Here is an 18,899-nt window from a genome sequence, read left to right on the forward strand (position 1 = left end):
AATTTGGAAAATAGGCTAGTAAGTACTTACATTTACAAAAAAAAGAATACAAGAGATGAAAGAGTTACGTAAATATGTTTTAGGGTTGTTATTACTAGTAGGAAGTAGTATCCCTGCTATGGCAGCCGATACCGACAACCCCGACGATCCAACCTCTACAGACCCAGGTCAAGCACCGATAGGGGATTATGTTCCGTTGATGCTTACAGGAGGTATTGTGTTGGGCTATCTATTTTTACAAAAGAAAAAGAGCGTATAAATAACATAGCATTAAAGAAAAGCTAGGGCTTTTGAGAAATCAAAAGTCCTAGCTTTTTTGATGTTTTCATGCTGAATTCGTCTTGTCATGCTGAACTCGTTTCAGCATCTTAAACGATATACTTTGTCATTCCAAACCCGTTTCGGAATCTTCGTTTTATTGAGATGCCGAACTAAATTCGGCATGACAAGCGATACTTTTTTTACTTTGATGTTGTCATTCCGAACTCATCTTGTCATGCTGAACTCGTTTCAGCATCTTACACAATACTGTTTGTCAATCCAACCGACTGTTGTCATGCTGAACTCGTTTCAGCATCTCAAACGATACCCTTTGTCATTCCAAACCCGTTTCGGAATCTACGTTTTGTTGAGATGCCGAACTAAATTCGGCATGACAAGCGATACTTTTTTTACTTTGATGTTGTCATTCCGAACTCATCTTGTCATGCTGAACTCGTTTCAGCATCTTACACAATACTGTTTGTCAATCCAACCGCCTGTTGTCATGCTGAACTCGTTTAAGTATCTCATACAATACCCTTTGTCATTCCGAACTTGTTTCGGAATCTACCTTAACGAATTACTTTAAAGTAAAAAATCGTTAAAATGCAGATAAACTCGTTGTATTACCCTTTAACCATACCTTGTTTTTATACGAAAAAATTGGTTTTTGGCTTTAAAAACAGTAATTACCCTACAAAAAAAGTGTGTTTTAGGTAAAAAATGCCTAAAATGTTTGTTTTTTACATGCATCAAGACCAAACAAGTACTTCGTCAGGACGAGACAAACGGTTCGTCAGGACGAAACAATTGCCTCATCAGGACGAAACAAACGATTTGTCAGGACAAAATAAGGGTAAAAACACGCCAAAAAAATACCTCAAGCAGGGTACTACTTGAGGGTTTACTCTAAAAATTAGTTCAAAAAAAGGGATTTCGGCTCTATTTTGTAACACCTAAATCAAGTAATAAAACACGTGTTTTTTTGTGTAACCAAAACCAAAATTCGGTTTTTGATAATAGCGGTTGTATGGTACTGCTTGTAAAATTATATTGCCTTGCAAGCGTGTACTCATAGTAAATTTGTCAAAGCAAAAAGGCTTTACCAAGTGGTTTTGCTCTGGCTTATTACTACTAAGCAAATCGAACAAAGCATTGGCAATGGCTATCACACAAAACGTAAAGTATGCTACTAGATACTGACGTATATTTTTGATAAAAAGTGTAAAAGGAACCGCCATTTTTTCTTTTTTTAATGCTTTAGTCTACTCACTGTTGTTTTTTTAGCCTCTGATTACAAAGGTTTTTAAACCTGAGGCTTATTGGTCTCAAATATAGTTTAAAACTATGCACTTTGAGTGCATCTCGCTTTAACTTCTAAAAAGTTTTGCCACTGATTAAGATGATTTAAAGGATTAAATCAGCGGAAATCATTTTAATCAGTGGCAGTTTTTTGCTTTTCAGCCTTGCCGACTTTTAGTCTGAAAACCAAACCTATGGACTTCTAGTTCATAGTGGTTTAGTTAGTAATAGTTTAAACTGTTTTTGTACACAATTTTCAAAGATTGTGTTTACCAAACAATTACAAAGTTTGGACTTTTGTTTCAATAATAAAAGACAAACTTATTCACAATTAGCATGATTTTTTAACAAAGTTGTTTTGTAGCCATGCGTTTCAATAAAAAAATGCTACCTATTTTATTTAGAAAGGCAAAATAAGTACAAAATCATTTTTTTGGTCTTGAATTGAAGATAACAACAACAAGATAGGGTCTAAAAAGCAAAAGGCTATCTTAGTAGACAGCCTTTTGTAGTATTATATAGTATAGCAGGGCATTATTCGTTGTATTCAGAAGTGAAAAACAATTTTACGCTAGGGTATTTACTTTGTGTCATTTGAATAGAAAATTCCGAATCGGCTAGAAATACCAATTGCCCGTATTTGTCTTTTGCCATAAACTTTTGTTTTACGCGCAAAAACTCTTTATACTCTTCGCTTTTGGCATCGTCGGGTTTTACCCAACACGCTTTGTGTGCTGGAAAATTTTCGTAAGTACATTTGGCGCCATACTCGTGCTCTAGTCGGTATTGAATTACTTCGTACTGCAATGCACCTACGGTACCAATTACTTTTCTATTATTCATTTCCAATGTAAAAAGCTGTGCAACACCCTCGTCCATCAATTGGTCGATACCTTTTTCCAATTGTTTGGCTTTGAGCGGATCGGCATTGTTGATGTATCTAAAGTGTTCGGGAGAAAAACTAGGAATACCTCTAAAATTCATCGTTTCACCTTCTGTAAGCGTGTCGCCAATTTTAAAGTTTCCGGTATCGTGCAAACCTACAATATCACCAGGGTACGATATGTCTACAATTTCTTTTTTTTCTGCAAAAAAGGCGTTCGGACTCGAAAATTTTAAGGCTTTATTCAATCGAACATGTGTATACGGTTTATTGCGCTCAAAAGTACCCGATACTATTTTTACAAACGCCAAACGGTCTCGGTGTTTCGGATCCATATTGGCATGAATTTTAAATACAAATCCGCTTAATTTTTCTTCTGTTGGTTCTACCAATCTTGTGTCTGATTCTTTTGGTTTTGGGCTAGGGGCAATCTCGATAAAACAATCCAAAATTTCGCGAACCCCAAAGTTGTTCAACGCCGAACCAAAAAACACAGGCTGTAAGTTTCCATCTAGGTATGCGTTTCTATCAAATGTAGGATACACTTCTTGTATGAGTTCGAGTTCTTCTCGTAATTTTTGAGCAGGTTTTTCGCCTACAATATTTTCGAGCTCTGGGCTGTCAATGTTTTCTATAGCAATAGTTTCTTCTATGTTTTTTTTGCTATCGCCACTAAATAGGTTGATGTTTTGTTCCCAAATGTTGTAAATACCTTTAAAATCGTACCCCATACCAATAGGGAAACTTAAAGGGGTAACGTGTAAGCCTAACTTTTTTTCAACCTCGTCCATCAAATCAAAAGCATCTTTACCCTCTCGGTCTAATTTATTAATAAAAACAATAATAGGTATTTTTCTCATGCGGCATACAGCAACAAGCTTTTCGGTTTGCTCTTCTACACCTTTTGCTACATCTATTACCACTATAACACTATCTACTGCAGTTAGTGTTCTAAAAGTGTCTTCGGCAAAATCTTTATGCCCAGGCGTATCTAGAATATTAATTTTTTTGCCTTTGTATTCAAATGCCAATACTGAGGTAGCTACCGAAATTCCTCTTTGACGCTCTATTTCCATAAAGTCGCTCGTAGCGCCTTTTTTTATTTTGTTGCTTTTTACAGCACCCGCTTCTTGTATAGCTCCACCAAATAAAAGTAACTTTTCTGTAAGTGTTGTTTTACCCGCATCGGGGTGCGAAATAATACCAAATGTACGTCTGCGCTGTATTTCTTCTAAAAAACTCATAATTTATAAAAATTGCTTGCAAAAATAGTGTTTCTTCGCTAAATCACACGGTGTTGATGGTATCAAAATCAATGTTAATAAATTTTTGTTAATACTAAAACCTATTCTTGCGTAATACTACATTATTATTACTTTTGTTGATTGGATAAAAAACGAAGTCCTGATTGTTTAATCTTTATACTATGAGTATTAAAAAAATAATAGCGGTAGTTTCTGTTTTTATTGCGATGGTGGCGCAAGCCCAGCAAAAAAACAAAGAAATTTTGTTTACTATAAACGATAAACCTTACTATACAGACGAATTTATTAGGGTTTATAATAAAAATATAGATTTGGTAAAAGACGAATCTCAAAAAGACCTAAACAATTATTTAAACTTATTTATAGGTTATAAATTAAAAGTAAACAAAGCCTACAAATTGGGTTTGCAAGAGTCTGAAAGCTACAAAAGCGAATTGAAAAACTACCGCAACCAATTGGCCAAAAGCTATACTACCGATAAAAAAGTTACCGAAGAGCTTATACAAGAAGGCTATAGCCGTTTGCAAAAAGAAATTAATGCTTCGCATATACTAATTACCTGCGAAGAAAACGCTACAGCAGAAGATACCCTTGCCGCTTACCACAAAGCGATGGCTGTAAAAAAACGATTGGATTCGGGTGAAGATTTTGCAACAGTAGCCAAAGAAGTTTCTCAAGACCCGTCAGCCAAAGAAAACGGCGGTAATTTGGGTTATTTTAGCGCTTTTAGAATGGTGTATCCTTTTGAAACAGCAGCTTACAAAACCCCACTAGGCAAAGTTTCAAACCCTGTGCGCACTCGTTTTGGCTACCATATTGTAAAGGTAAATGATGTTCGCCCCAATAGAGGTGAAATTCAAGTAGCTCACATAATGATAATGAAAGCCAAAGAAGGCGAAGATCAAGAAAAACCTAAAAAACTTATTGATGAGGTGTATGCCAAGTTGCAAAATGGAGAAAAATTTGAAGACTTAGCCAAACAATATTCCGAAGATAAGTCATCGGGGCCCAAAGGCGGTGTACTCAATCGATTTGCTTCGGGGCAACTTAGTTCTGAAATTTTTGAAAACAAAGCTTTTGGTTTAACCAAAGACAGTCCTGTTTCAGAACCATTTCAATCAGAATTTGGTTGGCATATTGTAAAACTTATCGAAAAATATCCTCTAAAAACATTGGAAGAATCAAGAGCAGAGCTTGATAATAAAATAGGCAAAGACGATCGTTCTATACGCATATCCAATTCACTTACCGATAAATTGGTTAAAAAATACCCAATTAAAGTGCAAAAACAAGAATTTAAAAAAGTAAGTGATGCCATTACGAGTGCTTTTTTTGATAAAAAATGGGAACTTCCTACCAACAAATCTCCATATGAAGCAACTTTGTTTGCCATTGAAAACAAAAATATAAAAGGTATAGACTTTTTAGAATTTGTAAAAAAACAACAATATCAAAATTACGCCAAACAAGATCTAGCAAAATTGAGTAATCAATTGTTAGACAAATTCAAAAAAGAGCAAATCAATTTGTATTACAATGATAATTTGGAAAACGAGTTTCCAGAGTTTGCTCATACCATGCAAGAGTACCGTGAGGGTTTGCTTTTGTTTGATTTGATGGAAAAAGAATTGTGGCAAAAAGCAAAAACAGATACACTAGGGCTTAAAAAGTTTTACGCCGATATGCCCGAAAAACCAATGTGGAAACCTAGAGCAAAAGCAATTTTGGTAGCTTCAACCTCTGAAAAAACAGCCAAAGAAGCTTTTAAAATGCTCAAGCAAAATAAAACAATCCAGCAAATAAAAGATAAATTCAATACCAAAGAAAATGCAGCTGTGCAAATTACAGAAGGCGTGTATGAAAACACCGATGTTGCATTACCCAAAGGGTTACCTTTTACCGCAGGTTTTCATGACTTAGTAAAACAAGGCGATTTTTATACAGGTACGCAAATACTCACTATACTACCAGCCTCTGTAAAAACGCTCGATGAGTGTAAATCGAAAGTGATAAATGATTACCAACAATATCTAGAACAACATTGGGTAGACGAATTGAAAAAAGAATTTGTAGTCAAAGTAAACCCAAATGTTTTTGATACCGTAAAAGCAGCTTTAAAGAAATAATAAATAGAAATGAGAACAATAAACAAAATAACAATCCTTTTTACTCTTTTTGTAGCCGTGTTTCAAGTGGGAGCACAAGAAATTATACCCGAAAAAGAACCGGTAAAAAAAGAACCAGTACAACAAGGTAGAAAGCGTATAGACGGTATTATAGCTACGGTTGGTGATTACAATATTTTAGATTCAGATATTGACAAATCTTTTTTAGAGATGGCTTCGCAAGGTGTTTCGATTAAAGATTTTACCCGTTGCCAAATGTTGGGTAAATTGATGGAAGAAAAATTGTTTGCGCATCAAGCCACTCAAGATTCTGTGGTGGTAAAAGATGAGGAAATAAAAGAAAAAATGAACGGTCAAATGGAATATATGGTGGAGCAACTTCGCTCTATGGAAGCCGTAGTTAAATATTTCCATAAAAAAGACGAAGACGATTTGCGTTCGGAACTATATGATGTGCTTAAAACACAAAAATTGGCTTCCGAAATGCAAAATAAAATTGTAGACGGTATTCAAATTACACCCGAAGAAACCAAAAATTTCTTCAAAAAAATTCCAGAAGCAGACAAGCCTACTATAGGTACTGAGCTAGAAATAGCCCAAATTGTCATCACGCCAAAAGTTACGCAGGTAGAAAAAGACGCCGTAATTAATAAACTCAAAGAGATAAAACAAGAAGTCTTAAACGGAGCTAGTTTTACCACCAAAGCCGTGCTCTATACCCAAGATCCTGGTTCGCGCTCTAGTGGCGGATTTTACAAAATAAATAAGAAGACACCTTTTGTAAAAGAGTTTAAAGATGTAGCTTTTTCACTGCAAGAAAGCGAAATATCTGAACCTTTTGAAACAGAATTTGGATTTCACATCATCTATTTAGAAAAAATAAAAGGCTTAGATTTGGAGTTACGCCACATACTTATGATACCCAAAGTAACCGATGAAGCTTTGAAAGAAGCCAAAGAAAAAGCGCAACTTATTAAAAAACGTATAGAAGACAAAGAAATTACTTTTGCAGAGGCAGCGCGTACCATGTCTGATGAAAAAGAAACCCGTCAAAACGGAGGGCAACTTATTAACCCAAAAACACAAGATACACATTTTGAATTAACCAAAATGGATGCCGAAATGTACAGTGAAGTATCGGGTTTAAAAGACGGACAAATTTCGAATGTAATATTAACAGATGATCCTCGTGCGGGTAAAAAATACAAAATACTTACCGTAACGAATCGTATCGATGAACACGTAGCTGATTTTAGCAAAGATTATACAAAAATTAGAGAGCTTGCATTAAAAGAAAAACAAATTAATGCAATAGCAAAATGGACCGAAGAAAAGATAAAAGAAACTTATATCAAAATTAATGGAGAGTACCAAAAGTGTGATTTTTTGTATAATTGGTTAAAAAAATAGGTTTCTTTACCGTGGGTAAAAATTAAATTTGAAACATAAAAGCATAGAGTATGTCAGACGTAGCAGCAGTTCAAAGATTAGTAGAAAAAAGAAATCAGCTTAAAACAGAGATTTCCAAAATTATTGTAGGTCAAAACGAAGTGATTGATCAAATTTTATTGAGTATATTTTCTGGTGGTCATGCTCTGTTGGTGGGAGTTCCAGGTTTGGCAAAAACCTTAATGGTAAATACCATTTCGCAAGCCTTAGGACTCGATTTTAAAAGAATTCAGTTTACGCCCGACTTGATGCCTTCGGATATTTTAGGGAGTGAAATTCTAGACGAAAGCCGAAATTTTAAATTTATAAAAGGACCCATTTTTGCCAATATTATTTTGGCAGACGAGATAAACCGTACACCACCCAAAACTCAAGCTGCTCTATTAGAGGCTATGCAAGAGCGTGCTGTAACCATTGCAGGGCAACACTATAAACTAGATTTGCCATATTTTGTTTTAGCCACACAAAACCCTATAGAGCAAGAAGGAACCTACCCTTTGCCAGAAGCACAATTAGACCGTTTTATGTTTGCTATCAAGTTGGACTATCCTACATTTGAAGAAGAAGTTCAGGTGGTAAAAGCCACAACATCAGACGAAAAACAAGTCATCAACCCACTATTTACCGCCCAAGAAATTATAGATTTTCAACATCTAATTCGCAGAGTACCTGTTGCCGACAATGTGATTGAATATGCAGTACAATTGGTAAACAAAACACGCCCAGGTAACGCATTATCTACAGATTATGTTAAAAATTATTTAGATTGGGGTGCAGGACCTCGTGCTTCGCAAAACTTAATTTTGGCAGCCAAAGCAAATGCTGTTTTTAAGGGTAAATATTCGCCAGATATTGAAGATGTTCAAGCCGTAGCAGCCGGCATATTAAGACACAGAATTATTAAGAACTACAAAGCCGATGCCGAAAACATTACCGAAGAAATGATAATAAGCAAGTTGCTTTAACATAAAAACTCCAAAGTGTTGTACATAAAACAACACTTTTTTTATACTACATACCAACCATTTTACGGTTTGGTGTTTTGTAGATTTTATTGTTTGTTGAATCATAAATTGATACCTACGTATGAAAAAAATACTCATAAGTACCGTAATACTTTTTTTATTTTCGTCTTTTCAGGCTCCCGATTTTGAAATTGTAGCCGTAACAGGAAAAACTGCTTATCCATTTTGGTTGCAAAAACCCACAGCAAACCTTGATGAAAAATTGCCTATACTTGTTTTTTTACACGGAAGAAGTTTATCGGGTACCGACTTAAATCGGGTAAAAAGATACGGAGTTTTAAAAGCCGTAGAAAAAGGAAAAAAAATAAACGCATACATTATTGCACCTCAAGTGGCAAGTGGCGCTTGGAATCCAGACAAAGTGTTGGAATTGATAGAGTATGTTCAACAAAATTACAATACAGATCATAGAGTATATGTATGCGGAATGAGCTTAGGAGGTTACGGAACATTGCATTTTGCAGGTAAATACCCCAACAAGGTTACTGCTGCGGTGGCCATTTGTGGCGGAGGTAACGTAGCCGATGCTTGTAATTTGGCCAAAGTACCTTTGTGGATACAACACGGAAACAAAGATTTTATAGTACCCATGAGTGAATCGCAAAAAGTATATCAGGCTATAAAAAAATGCCAGCCCAATGCCGATGCTACATTAACAATAATACCTGGAGGAAATCATGGTAGTGTAGAGCGATTGTTTCATGAAAATGCTATGTATGATTGGCTGTTTAAATACCAATAAGATTATTTATTTAGTAAAAAGCCTGCCGATATTTTAATAAATTCTTAAAATCAACCCTCGATTTTAAGAATTTTTAATTATAAACGGTATTTATTGGAATAAATTGAATTTATGCTAGTAAAATAGAATGTTTATAAATAAAAATTTTATTAAAATCGATATTTGTTATAAATTTTTTAATTTGCTAATAAATAATTAACTTTGTGCCACTTAAATAAAGAACAAACAATTAATACCTATTTACTATTATGGCTTTTGATATTGAAATGATTGAAAAAGTGTACGCCAACATGGCGGCTCGTGTAGATAAAGCTCGCGAGTTGGTAGGAAGACCACTTACACTTTCAGAAAAAATTCTATATTCTCATTTATGGGAAGGTTTGCCTACTCAGGCATTTACAAGAGGTAAAGATTATGTTGATTTTGCTCCCGATAGAGTAGCATGTCAAGACGCAACAGCGCAAATGGCTTTGTTGCAATTCATGCACGCAGGAAAAGCAAAAGCAGCTGTACCAACCACAGTACATTGCGACCACTTAATTCAGGCAAAATCTGGAGCTAAAGAAGATTTGGCTTTTGCTACCAAACAATCAAAAGAAGTTTTTGATTTTCTTGCTTCTGTTTCCAACAAATACGGAATTGGTTTTTGGAAACCAGGTTCAGGAATTATTCATCAAATTGTATTGGAAAACTATGCATTTCCAGGGGGTATGATGATAGGTACCGACTCTCATACAGTAAACGCAGGTGGTTTGGGCATGCTTGCTATTGGAGTAGGTGGTGCAGATGCAGTAGATGTTATGTCTGGAATGTCTTGGGAACTAAAATTTCCGAAACTTATAGGTGTAAAACTTACTGGTAAATTAAACGGTTGGACCGCACCAAAAGATGTTATATTAAAAGTAGCCGATATACTTACAGTAAAAGGAGGAACAGGCGCTATTGTTGAATATTTTGGCGAAGGTGCTCAAGCTATGTCATGTACAGGTAAAGGAACTATATGCAACATGGGAGCAGAGATAGGAGCTACCACTTCTACTTTTGGCTACGACGATTCTATGCGTAGATACCTAGCTGCTACGGGCCGTCAAGATGTGGTAAATGCTGCCGACAAAGTTGCTTCGTATTTAACAGCTGATGCCGAAGTATATGCTAATCCAGAAAATTATTTTGACCAATTAATCGAAATAAATCTTTCAGAATTGGAACCTCATATCAATGGTCCTTTTACACCCGATAGAGGAACGCCAGTTTCTAAAATGAAAGCCGAAGCCGAAGCAAACGGTTGGCCTTTACAAGTAGAGTGGGGCTTAATAGGTTCTTGTACAAACTCTTCGTATGAAGATATGAGCCGTGCGGCCTCTATTGTAGAACAAGCCGTTGCTCACGGTATTACTCCCAAAGCAGAATTTGGTATCAACCCAGGTTCAGAACAAATTCGTTATACTATAGAAAGAGATGGCATTATTGCTACTTTCGAAAAAATGGGAACTAAAGTATTTACAAATGCTTGTGGACCATGTATTGGGCAGTGGGATAGAGAAGGAGCAAACAAAGAAGAAAAAAATACGATTGTGCATTCGTTTAATCGTAATTTTTCGAAACGTGCCGATGGTAACCCAAATACACACGCTTTTGTAACTTCGCCAGAAATGGTAGCTGCTTTGGCTATTTCAGGTCGTTTAGATTTTAACCCTATTACCGATACATTATTGAATGCCAACGGAGAAGCGGTAAAACTAAACCCACCTACAGGAGACGAACTTCCAACGCGCGGATTTGATGTAGACGATCCAGGCTACCAAGCACCAGCAGAAGATGGATCTTCGGTTCAAGTATTGGTAGACCCAAACTCAGATCGTTTACAACTTTTAGAACCTTTTAAACCATGGGACGGACAAAATATTACAGGAGCAAAATTGTTAATCAAAGCTTTTGGCAAATGTACTACAGACCACATTTCTATGGCAGGACCTTGGTTGCGTTTTAGAGGACATTTGGATAATATTTCCAACAATATGTTAATTGGAGCTGTAAATGCTTTTAACCAAGAAACAAACCACGTTAAAAACCAATTAACAGGTGCTTATGATGAGGTGCCAAAAGTACAACGCGCTTACAAAGCAGCCGGAGTACCTTCTATTGTAGTAGGTGATCAAAACTATGGCGAAGGTTCTTCTCGTGAGCACGCAGCTATGGAGCCACGTCATTTGGGCGTAAAAGCTGTTTTGGTAAAATCGTTTGCTCGTATACACGAAACCAATCTTAAAAAGCAAGGTATGTTGGCTTTAACATTTGCTAACGAAGCCGATTATGATAAAATTCAAGAAGACGACACAATCAACTTCTTAGATTTAACATCGTTTGCACCAGGAAAACCATTAACTTTAGAATTTGTACATGCAGATGGATCTAAAGATATTATTATGGCAAATCATACATACAATGAGGGTCAGATAGAATGGTTTAAAGCAGGTTGTGCTTTAAATTTAATTGCTGCAGGAAAATAACATTCAAGTAGCTTATTTTATAAAAAAAGCTGTCTTTTTCATAAAGACAGCTTTTTTATTTGAGGTAATTTAAATTTTATTTTTTAGAAGGATCGTAAATTTCTGTAAGACCATTTTTCCATTCTACTTTTTCATAAAAAAAGTCAATGGCGGTTAATTTTTCTGATCTTTTTACTGTAAAAGTACCACTCACTACAGCATCATCTACGGTAAATGTTGTTTTTTCTTGCCAGTCGGCCAGATGGCTCATATAGTAAGCAAAAACCTGTTCGGCTATTTTTTTGATTAAGCTAGGTCTAGAGTTAAACGTACTCACTACAATGGTTTCTCCGCTAGGTTGGCTAATGATGGTGTTGATGCCACTTTTACCAAAATAATACTTCTCAATGCGCTGGGTTTGACAAAATCCTATTCCCGAAAAAAGAAATAAAAACAATATGATACTGAATTTCATAAATTTAAGAAAGGGTTTTATTTTTCGTTCAATTTTATTTAGAAAATAGTTAAATTGCAAATTATTTACTAAAATTTCGATAAGATGCAAAAAAGCACCCCTGAATTTAAAAGAGAACTCGGACTGTTTGACGGAACCATGTTGGTAGTAGGCTCTATGATTGGTTCTGGAATTTTTATTGTAAGTTCAGATATGATAAGACAAGTAGGTTCGGCAGGTTGGCTTATTGCTATTTGGGTGCTTACAGGGGTTATTACAGTGATTGCGGCGGTAAGTTATGGTGAGCTAAGTGCTATGTTTCCAAAAGCAGGCGGACAGTATGTTTACCTAAAAGAAGCCTACAATAAACTGATTGCTTTTTTGTACGGCTGGAGTTTTTTTGCAGTAATTCAAACGGGTACTATTGCCGCTGTAGGTGTTGCTTTTTCTAAATTTACGGCTTATATTTTTCCGGTAGTAAGCGATGAAAATATACTGTGGCGTTTTTATTCATTTAAGCTCAATGCTGCACAATTGGTTTCTATTGTGACCATTTTTTTACTTACTTATTTAAACAGTAAAGGAGTTAAAGACAGCAAAGGACTTCAATCTTTTTTAACGATACTAAAAATAGCTTCTTTATTGGGTCTTATTGTGTTTGGTTTTTTAAACGGAGCAAGCCTTGAAGTGTGGCATTCAAATTGGTCTACTGGATTTGATTTTTCTAGTTTTGACAAAGCGACTGGTTTGTGGAAAACCTTAGACGGAAACCTTATTTTTGGAGCAATTGCTGCCGCTATGGTAGGTTCGGTATTTTCTAGTGATGCTTGGAATGGGGTAACTTTTATAGCCGCCGAAATTAAAAATCCAAAGCGAAATGTAGGGCTCAGTTTGTTTTTAGGAACCTTTATTGTATCGTGTATTTATGTTCTGGCCAACGTGATGTATCTTGCTGTTCTACCAATAGATGCTATAGCTACCGCTCCTTCAGATCGGGTTGCTGTTGCGGCAGCGCAACCTATTTTTGGTGCTATGGGTACTGCAATTATTGCCGTGATGATTATGATTTCTACTTTTGCGTGCAACAACGGATTGATTATGGCAGGGGCAAGAGTTTTTTACACCATGGCAAATGATGGTTTGTTTTTTAAAAAAGCAGCTCGATTAAACAAAGCAAGTGTTCCCGAATGGGCATTGTGGGCTCAATGTATTTGGGCATCTTTGTTATGCTTAACAGGAAAATACGGCGATCTGTTGGATTTCGTGGTTATTATAGTACTGATATTTTATATCCTTACCATTGCTGGAATATTTGTGCTAAGACGTAAGCAACCTCTGCTTGAACGACCTTACAAAGCCTTTGGATATCCCATACTACCTGCTTTTTATGTGCTAGTGGCAACTGCTTTGTCAATTATGCTACTTTATACTAAATTCAGTACGTGTGGTTGGGGAATTCTAATTATGTTGTTGGGTGTGCCTGTTTATTACTTCTTTAAAAAAGAATAGTATTTATTACGCTCTATAAAATACGGTTTATTTGTATTCTACTTTAATTAATTTGCTTGTAAATTCTAAGGTTTTTACAGATGTAATGCCATAGTCGCAATTGGCAAAAATAGTACTCGTGGCAGGTACAATATATTTACTTAATTTAGGGTCTACTTCTACCGTACAATTATATATCTTACCCATAAAATTGTAATCAAATACACCCGTATTATTTTGGTTTTCCAACCAATTGATAGTGTGTTCTCTATACGATTCTTTAAGATTACTAATACTGTTTACAACATTAATCTCTTTATTGGGCAAATAGTAAATAGTAGAGGGTTCGCTTACAAACTCGGTTACAGAATTGTCTAAAAAGGTTTTTACCACAGTAGGAATTTCTGCCAAATCGTAAACGGTTTTATACATAATGGCTTTTTTAAGTTTTACATAATATTCTACTCTCGTTTTGGTAAAGTAAGTTAAAACCTTATTTTTCAACACCAATTTATCGGCTTTATTCATAGATTTATACGAAATAAAACCTACTCTCTTGGTACTATCGGTGGGGTGTTGTAAAATTTTAAAATCTGTTTTCAAAAAATCATTTTGAATAACTGTACTATCGGCATAAATACCACTCGAGTCAAAATGATAATTGGGTTTTGTTTTGTAAGTATAAATTATTTTGTTGTATTTCTCGGGTGCTTTTTGTATTTGACCCATACACAATAGAGCGGTAAACAAGCAAAGAGCTGTAGTAAATTTTTTAAACATGAGGTATACGATTTGGGGTTCGTTTTACAAATATAAAAAAAAATCCGCTAGTATTTTACGACCAACGGATTTTTCAAATTTAGAAACAACTTAAAATTAATAATAGGTATAGCGTCTTACTTTCGCTATATATTTTGATAATCGTATTACTTGATGGCTGTATCCATATTCATTATCATACCAAACATAAAGTACAATGTTTTTTCCATCGGCAGAAACTATTGTTGCTTTGCTATCGTATATAGAAGGGGCAGATGAACCAACAATATCCGATGAAACAAGTTCATCGTTTAATGAATACTTAATTTGTTCAACCAATTCGCCTTCGAGCGAGTAGTTTTTCACCAATTGGTTTACTTCTTCTATAGTAGTGTTTTTCGTTACTTCCAAATTTAACACCACCAAAGACCCATTGGGTACCGGAACCCGAATGGCATTTGAAGTAAGTTTGCCCGCCAAACTAGGCAAGGCTTTCGCTACGGCACTACCTGCACCTGTTTCGGTAATTACCATATTGAGTGCTGCAGCTCTACCTCGGCGGTATTTTTTGTGCATATTGTCTACCAAGTTCTGATCGTTGGTATAAGCATGTATGGTTTCGATATGACCTTTTACAACACCCAATGTATCTTCAATTACTTTTAAAATTGGGGTAATAGCATTGGTAGTACATGAGGCAGCCGAAAAAATAGCTACATCATCTGGATTGTATTCTTCATGATTAACACCGTAAACAATATTTGGAACACCTTTACCAGGTGCAGTAAGCAATACTTTGTCTACTCCTTTTGAGGTTAAATGTCTTTGCAAATCTGCTTCTGTACGGAAAGCGCCTGTATTGTCTATTACCAATGCGTTTTTAATACCGTATTGTGTATAATCAATCTCTTCGGGTGCTTGAGCCGTAATAATATTTACGGTTGTACCATTTATAATAAGAGCATTATTGTCTATATCGGCAGAAACAGAGCCTTCAAAATCTCCATGAACAGAATCGTATCTTAGCAAAGCAGCACGTTTTTCTAAAAGTGTCGCGTCTGTTTTGTCGCGTGTTACTATAGCACGAAGTCTAAGTTGTTGCCCTTTACCTATTTTACTCATAAGTTCGCGAGCCACCAAGCGCCCAATTCTTCCAAAACCATAGAGTACTACATCTTTGGGCTCGATAGTTTGAAATTCTTTAGCATCTTTAAGCTTGCTTATTACAAATGCCTTAGCATCATGAAATGTATTGTCTTCCAAATGGTATTCGTAGGTAAGTTTACCCAAGTCTAATCGAGAAGGAGGTAAATCGAGTTTTTCTATGGCTTTTGCAATTTCTACAGTATCAAATACATTGATAGGTTTTGCAACAAACTCGGCAGCATATTCATGCAAATTGATGATATCGCTTACATTTCGGTCTATAAGTTGGTTTCTAAACAGTACGAGCTCTATCGATTTGTCGTACCATAAATCGCTAATTATTTTAATGAGTTCTACTACAGCTTTTCGTCGGTTTGCCTGAAAAGCAAGTTCTTTTTCGTAAGAAATACTTTTTGCCATGATGGTTATTGTGTTGTAAGTTGTGATAAAATTTTTGCAAAAATAGGATAAACTATTTAGTTACGAAAACGTTTTCGTGTTAATTTGTTATAGAAAAAAATGAGCTACTAAGAGCTCATTTTCAAGTATAATTAAGTGAAGATTGTTTTAAATAATAATACGCATTATTTGTCCCGATTTAGTAATCATTTGAATACTTAAACCCTGATTTTCGTCTTTGTTATTAATAATATTCGATACTGTTTCTACATCGGTGGCATTGGCGCCATCAATTTTTAGAATAATGCTACCGTTTAGTTCTTCTTCGTAAGGTTTTAAGCGTTCGTTGGTTACTTCTTTTATTTTAACGCCGTAAGTAATATTGTATTTTTTCTTATCGCTTGCAGATATATTTTCGAGTTCCAAACCTTTTACATCGGTATAAATAAGGTCGTTTTTAACAAGTGTTACAGGTACCGTTTTCGATTTTCCATCTCGTATAAGGGTTACATTTACTTTTTCATTAGGGCGCTTGGTATTAATGTAGCCCGACATATCTGCGTAACTCGAAATTTTTTGATTGTCTATTTTTACAATCACATCACCTTTTGATAAGCCTGCTTTTTCTGCTCCCGAATTTTTATTTACTTTTTTAACATAAAAACCTTCGGTTTGTTTAATGTCATACGCTTTTGCAATGGTTCCATTCAATTCCGATCCTTCTACGCCCAATATTCCGCGTTGTACGCCACCAAACTCCATAATGTCTTCAATAATTTTTCGGGCTATATTTGAAGGTACAGCAAACGAATATCCCGCATAACTACCTGTAGGAGAAGAAATCATGGTGTTTATACCTATTAAATTTCCGCTTGTGTTTACCAATGCGCCACCGCTATTACCTGGGTTTACAGCTGCATCGGTTTGAATAAACGATTGTATGCCGTTACCGTCTAAATTTCGTGCTTTTGCCGATACAATTCCGGCAGTAACTGTAGAGGTAAGATTGTATGGGTTGCCCACCGCCAAAACCCATTCGCCTACTTTTACCGCATCAGAATCGGCAAAAGAAGAATAAGGCAATTTTTCTTCGGCATCTATTTTAAGCAAAGCAATATCCATTTTTGCATCGGTACCAATAAGTTTTGCCTTATACACTTTTTTGTTATTTAATGTAACCTCAAGTTCAGTGGCATCTTTTATCACATGATTATTGGTAACAATATAACCATCTTCCGAAATAATTACACCACTACCTGTACCAATTTGCTCTTGTTGCTGAGCACCGCCTTGTGCACCATAAAACCACTCCATAATAGGATTGTACACTGTACGAACCGAAACATTTTTAACATGCACAACCGAATGAACGGCCTTATCGGCAGCTACTGTAAAATCTACATTTTCGGCGCCCAAACTCGCATTTCTAGTAAAAGTATCGGTTGCAGTGCTCACAATAGATTTACCACGACTTCCTTCTTCCAAAAACAATTTATAGGCTCCAAGAGTAAGAGTTCCGCTCAATAAAGAAACCAAAAATAAACTCGAAAACTGTTTCATATTCTTCTTTCTTTTAAATGTTAAAGTAAAATTATAACAATAAAATTCTTAAATAAATGGGTTTAACGCTCGTTTAACAATAATTAACGTCTTCTTAATAAATCATAAAAAATGTTCATACATTTGCTTTACAGAAGCGCAAAGGCTCGTGCAATTGCTATACCATATTCCCGCTTTACGCTTTATTTTTGCAACTCAAAACAAAAAGAGATATAGAGTTGCAAAAGATACCGCTTCAATCGGGGCTATTACAGTAAACCATAACACAAAAACAAATGAAATTTTACAAATATCAAGGAACAGGAAACGATTTTGTCATGATAGACAACCGCAACAACCTATTCCCCAAAAATGATACCAACCTGATACACCATTTGTGCGACCGCAGATTTGGCATTGGTGCAGACGGACTTATACTGCTCGAAAATGACAATTCGACAGATTTTAAAATGGTATATTACAACTCAGATGGAAACCAAAGTACCATGTGCGGTAACGGCGGTCGATGTTTGGTTGCCTTTGCCAAACATTTGGGCATTATACAAAACAAAGCTATTTTTATGGCTATAGATGGTTTGCATCATGCTACTATCGACCAAAACAATAGCGTATCATTGCAAATGCAAGATGTACAAGCGATTACAACAACGCCCGACTATATTTTTCTTAATACAGGTTCGCCACACCATGTTATGCTCGTGCCAAACACACAAGATATCGATGTAAAAAAGCAAGGCGCCGAAATACGGTATTCCAGTTTGTACGGAAAAGAAGGAAGCAATGTAAATTTTGTGACGCAAAAAAACGAAAATCATTTTGCCTTGCGCACTTACGAGCGTGGCGTAGAAGACGAAACATTATCGTGCGGTACAGGGGCAACAGCAACAGCAATAGCAATGCATGTTCTTGGCAAAACCAATTCAACCAACATCGCTATTGAGGTAGAAGGCGGACAACTACAAGTATCTTTTGAAAAAACGAGTCAAGGTTATCAAAAAGTTTTTCTTGTAGGCCCAGCCACTTTTGTTTTTGAAGGAGAAATAAAACTATAGTTTTTGTATGACCCTGAGCTACTGCGCGAATCCCTTCGCGCGGTTCTATAATTTAAAATATGAAAAAGACTCTCTAACATTCTGGATTATGAAATTGGTAATTTCTGCTCAGAACGTGTTCTTTTTACCAAAAATAGTAAAAACTATCAGGGTTATCAATAACTACTCTAAAGGATTTGGGCGGGAGTGGGGGTTCTCACTTTTATTGTAAACATAACTCGACACATTTGCTGCTATAAAAAATCTTTTATATATACATATTAAAAAATAATCCTAAAATTATAGAAACTACATAGTATAAAGCTAATAACAGTAATATAAAAGATGCTATTTTTTCTTTGCTTATTTTTTTATCAAAACGATTATTTAAGTATATTAAAAGAAAATATAATACTATAATATTAACCCGTTGTGCATTATAAAAAAAGTTGCTCAAATCATTAATAATGATTAAATTGTATTGACTTTCAAACAATTACAATAATGAGCAACCTTGAAG

The 18,899-nt window shown here is 35.5% G+C and carries 13 protein-coding genes; 8 read left to right on the forward strand and 5 right to left on the reverse strand.

All coding sequences use genetic code 11. The features are described from left to right. The first annotated feature begins 55 nt into the window (after positions 1 to 55). The gene (locus Q361_RS11680) at positions 56 to 259 is read left to right on the forward strand and encodes a hypothetical protein (RefSeq protein WP_103726914.1); all 204 of its coding nucleotides are present in this window, start codon (positions 56 to 58) and stop codon (positions 257 to 259) included. A gap of 1,838 nt (positions 260 to 2,097) precedes the next feature. On the opposite strand, the gene Q361_RS11690 is transcribed toward Q361_RS11680, so the two are convergent. Then, complete coding sequence (locus Q361_RS11690; protein ID WP_103726916.1) at positions 2,098 to 3,690, reverse strand: peptide chain release factor 3; 1,593 nt, start codon at positions 3,688 to 3,690, stop codon at positions 2,098 to 2,100. Between the two features lie 182 nt (positions 3,691 to 3,872). On the opposite strand from Q361_RS11690, the gene Q361_RS11695 reads away from it, so the two are divergent. The 5 genes from Q361_RS11695 (at position 3,873) to Q361_RS11715 (ending at position 11,563) form a co-directional block, all read left to right on the forward strand. Continuing rightward, positions 3,873 to 5,837, forward strand: coding sequence for a peptidylprolyl isomerase (locus Q361_RS11695; RefSeq protein WP_103726917.1), 1,965 nt, complete (start codon positions 3,873 to 3,875; stop codon positions 5,835 to 5,837). Positions 5,838 to 5,846: 9 nt separating this feature from the next. Beyond that, the gene (locus Q361_RS11700) at positions 5,847 to 7,247 is read left to right on the forward strand and encodes a peptidylprolyl isomerase (protein ID WP_103726918.1); all 1,401 of its coding nucleotides are present in this window, start codon (positions 5,847 to 5,849) and stop codon (positions 7,245 to 7,247) included. Between the two features lie 50 nt (positions 7,248 to 7,297). Then, positions 7,298 to 8,251, forward strand: coding sequence for an AAA family ATPase (locus Q361_RS11705; RefSeq protein ID WP_103726919.1), 954 nt, complete (start codon positions 7,298 to 7,300; stop codon positions 8,249 to 8,251). A 121-nt stretch (positions 8,252 to 8,372) separates the two neighbouring features. After that, positions 8,373 to 9,053 (forward strand): carboxylesterase family protein, encoded by a 681-nt coding sequence (locus tag Q361_RS11710; RefSeq protein ID WP_103726920.1) that lies wholly within the window; start codon positions 8,373 to 8,375, stop codon positions 9,051 to 9,053. A 248-nt stretch (positions 9,054 to 9,301) separates the two neighbouring features. After that, positions 9,302 to 11,563, forward strand: a complete 2,262-nt coding sequence (locus tag Q361_RS11715) for an aconitate hydratase (RefSeq protein WP_103726921.1) — start codon at positions 9,302 to 9,304, stop codon at positions 11,561 to 11,563. Positions 11,564 to 11,639: 76 nt separating this feature from the next. Here Q361_RS11715 and Q361_RS11720 read toward each other — a convergent pair whose 3' ends face one another. Next, entirely contained in the window at positions 11,640 to 12,017 is a 378-nt protein-coding gene (locus Q361_RS11720; protein ID WP_146047019.1) for a hypothetical protein, read from the reverse strand. Positions 12,018 to 12,101: 84 nt separating this feature from the next. On the opposite strand from Q361_RS11720, the gene Q361_RS11725 reads away from it, so the two are divergent. Continuing rightward, positions 12,102 to 13,505 (forward strand): APC family permease, encoded by a 1,404-nt coding sequence (locus tag Q361_RS11725; protein WP_103726923.1) that lies wholly within the window; start codon positions 12,102 to 12,104, stop codon positions 13,503 to 13,505. A 27-nt stretch (positions 13,506 to 13,532) separates the two neighbouring features. Here Q361_RS11725 and Q361_RS11730 read toward each other — a convergent pair whose 3' ends face one another. From Q361_RS11730 to Q361_RS11740, 3 genes are all read right to left on the reverse strand, one after another. Continuing rightward, a complete protein-coding gene (locus tag Q361_RS11730) occupies positions 13,533 to 14,264 on the reverse strand; it encodes a hypothetical protein (protein ID WP_103726924.1) in 732 nt (243 codons plus the stop codon). Positions 14,265 to 14,360: 96 nt separating this feature from the next. Further along, complete coding sequence (locus tag Q361_RS11735; RefSeq protein ID WP_103726925.1) at positions 14,361 to 15,809, reverse strand: glyceraldehyde-3-phosphate dehydrogenase; 1,449 nt, start codon at positions 15,807 to 15,809, stop codon at positions 14,361 to 14,363. 147 nt (positions 15,810 to 15,956) lie between these two features. Next, entirely contained in the window at positions 15,957 to 17,348 is a 1,392-nt protein-coding gene (locus Q361_RS11740; RefSeq protein ID WP_103726926.1) for a S1C family serine protease, read from the reverse strand. Positions 17,349 to 17,623: 275 nt separating this feature from the next. On the opposite strand from Q361_RS11740, the gene dapF reads away from it, so the two are divergent. Continuing rightward, a complete protein-coding gene (gene dapF, locus Q361_RS11745) occupies positions 17,624 to 18,400 on the forward strand; it encodes a diaminopimelate epimerase (RefSeq protein ID WP_103726927.1) in 777 nt (258 codons plus the stop codon). The last annotated feature ends 499 nt before the right edge of the window (positions 18,401 to 18,899 follow it).

The organism is Flavobacterium croceum DSM 17960 (genome assembly GCF_002917885.1).
Lineage (GTDB): Bacteria > Bacteroidota > Bacteroidia > Flavobacteriales > Flavobacteriaceae > Flavobacterium > Flavobacterium croceum.

What these genes read in the sequence shown, in the direction of transcription:
- Q361_RS11725 (WP_103726923.1), top strand. Translation starts at nt 12,102, where the DNA reads ATGCAAAAAAGCACCCCTGAATTTAAAAGAGAACTCGGACTGTTTGAC.
- Q361_RS11705 (WP_103726919.1), top strand. Translation starts at nt 7,298, where the DNA reads ATGTCAGACGTAGCAGCAGTTCAAAGATTAGTAGAAAAAAGAAATCAG.
- Q361_RS11730 (WP_103726924.1), bottom strand. Translation starts at nt 14,264, where the DNA reads ATGTTTAAAAAATTTACTACAGCTCTTTGCTTGTTTACCGCTCTATTG.
- Q361_RS11720 (WP_146047019.1), bottom strand. Translation starts at nt 12,017, where the DNA reads ATGAAATTCAGTATCATATTGTTTTTATTTCTTTTTTCGGGAATAGGA.
- Q361_RS11740 (WP_103726926.1), bottom strand. Translation starts at nt 17,348, where the DNA reads ATGAAACAGTTTTCGAGTTTATTTTTGGTTTCTTTATTGAGCGGAACT.
- Q361_RS11695 (WP_103726917.1), top strand. Translation starts at nt 3,873, where the DNA reads ATGAGTATTAAAAAAATAATAGCGGTAGTTTCTGTTTTTATTGCGATG.
- Q361_RS11710 (WP_103726920.1), top strand. Translation starts at nt 8,373, where the DNA reads ATGAAAAAAATACTCATAAGTACCGTAATACTTTTTTTATTTTCGTCT.
- Q361_RS11715 (WP_103726921.1), top strand. Translation starts at nt 9,302, where the DNA reads ATGGCTTTTGATATTGAAATGATTGAAAAAGTGTACGCCAACATGGCG.
- Q361_RS11680 (WP_103726914.1), top strand. Translation starts at nt 56, where the DNA reads ATGAAAGAGTTACGTAAATATGTTTTAGGGTTGTTATTACTAGTAGGA.
- Q361_RS11700 (WP_103726918.1), top strand. Translation starts at nt 5,847, where the DNA reads ATGAGAACAATAAACAAAATAACAATCCTTTTTACTCTTTTTGTAGCC.
- Q361_RS11690 (WP_103726916.1), bottom strand. Translation starts at nt 3,690, where the DNA reads ATGAGTTTTTTAGAAGAAATACAGCGCAGACGTACATTTGGTATTATT.
- dapF (WP_103726927.1), top strand. Translation starts at nt 17,624, where the DNA reads ATGAAATTTTACAAATATCAAGGAACAGGAAACGATTTTGTCATGATA.
- Q361_RS11735 (WP_103726925.1), bottom strand. Translation starts at nt 15,809, where the DNA reads ATGGCAAAAAGTATTTCTTACGAAAAAGAACTTGCTTTTCAGGCAAAC.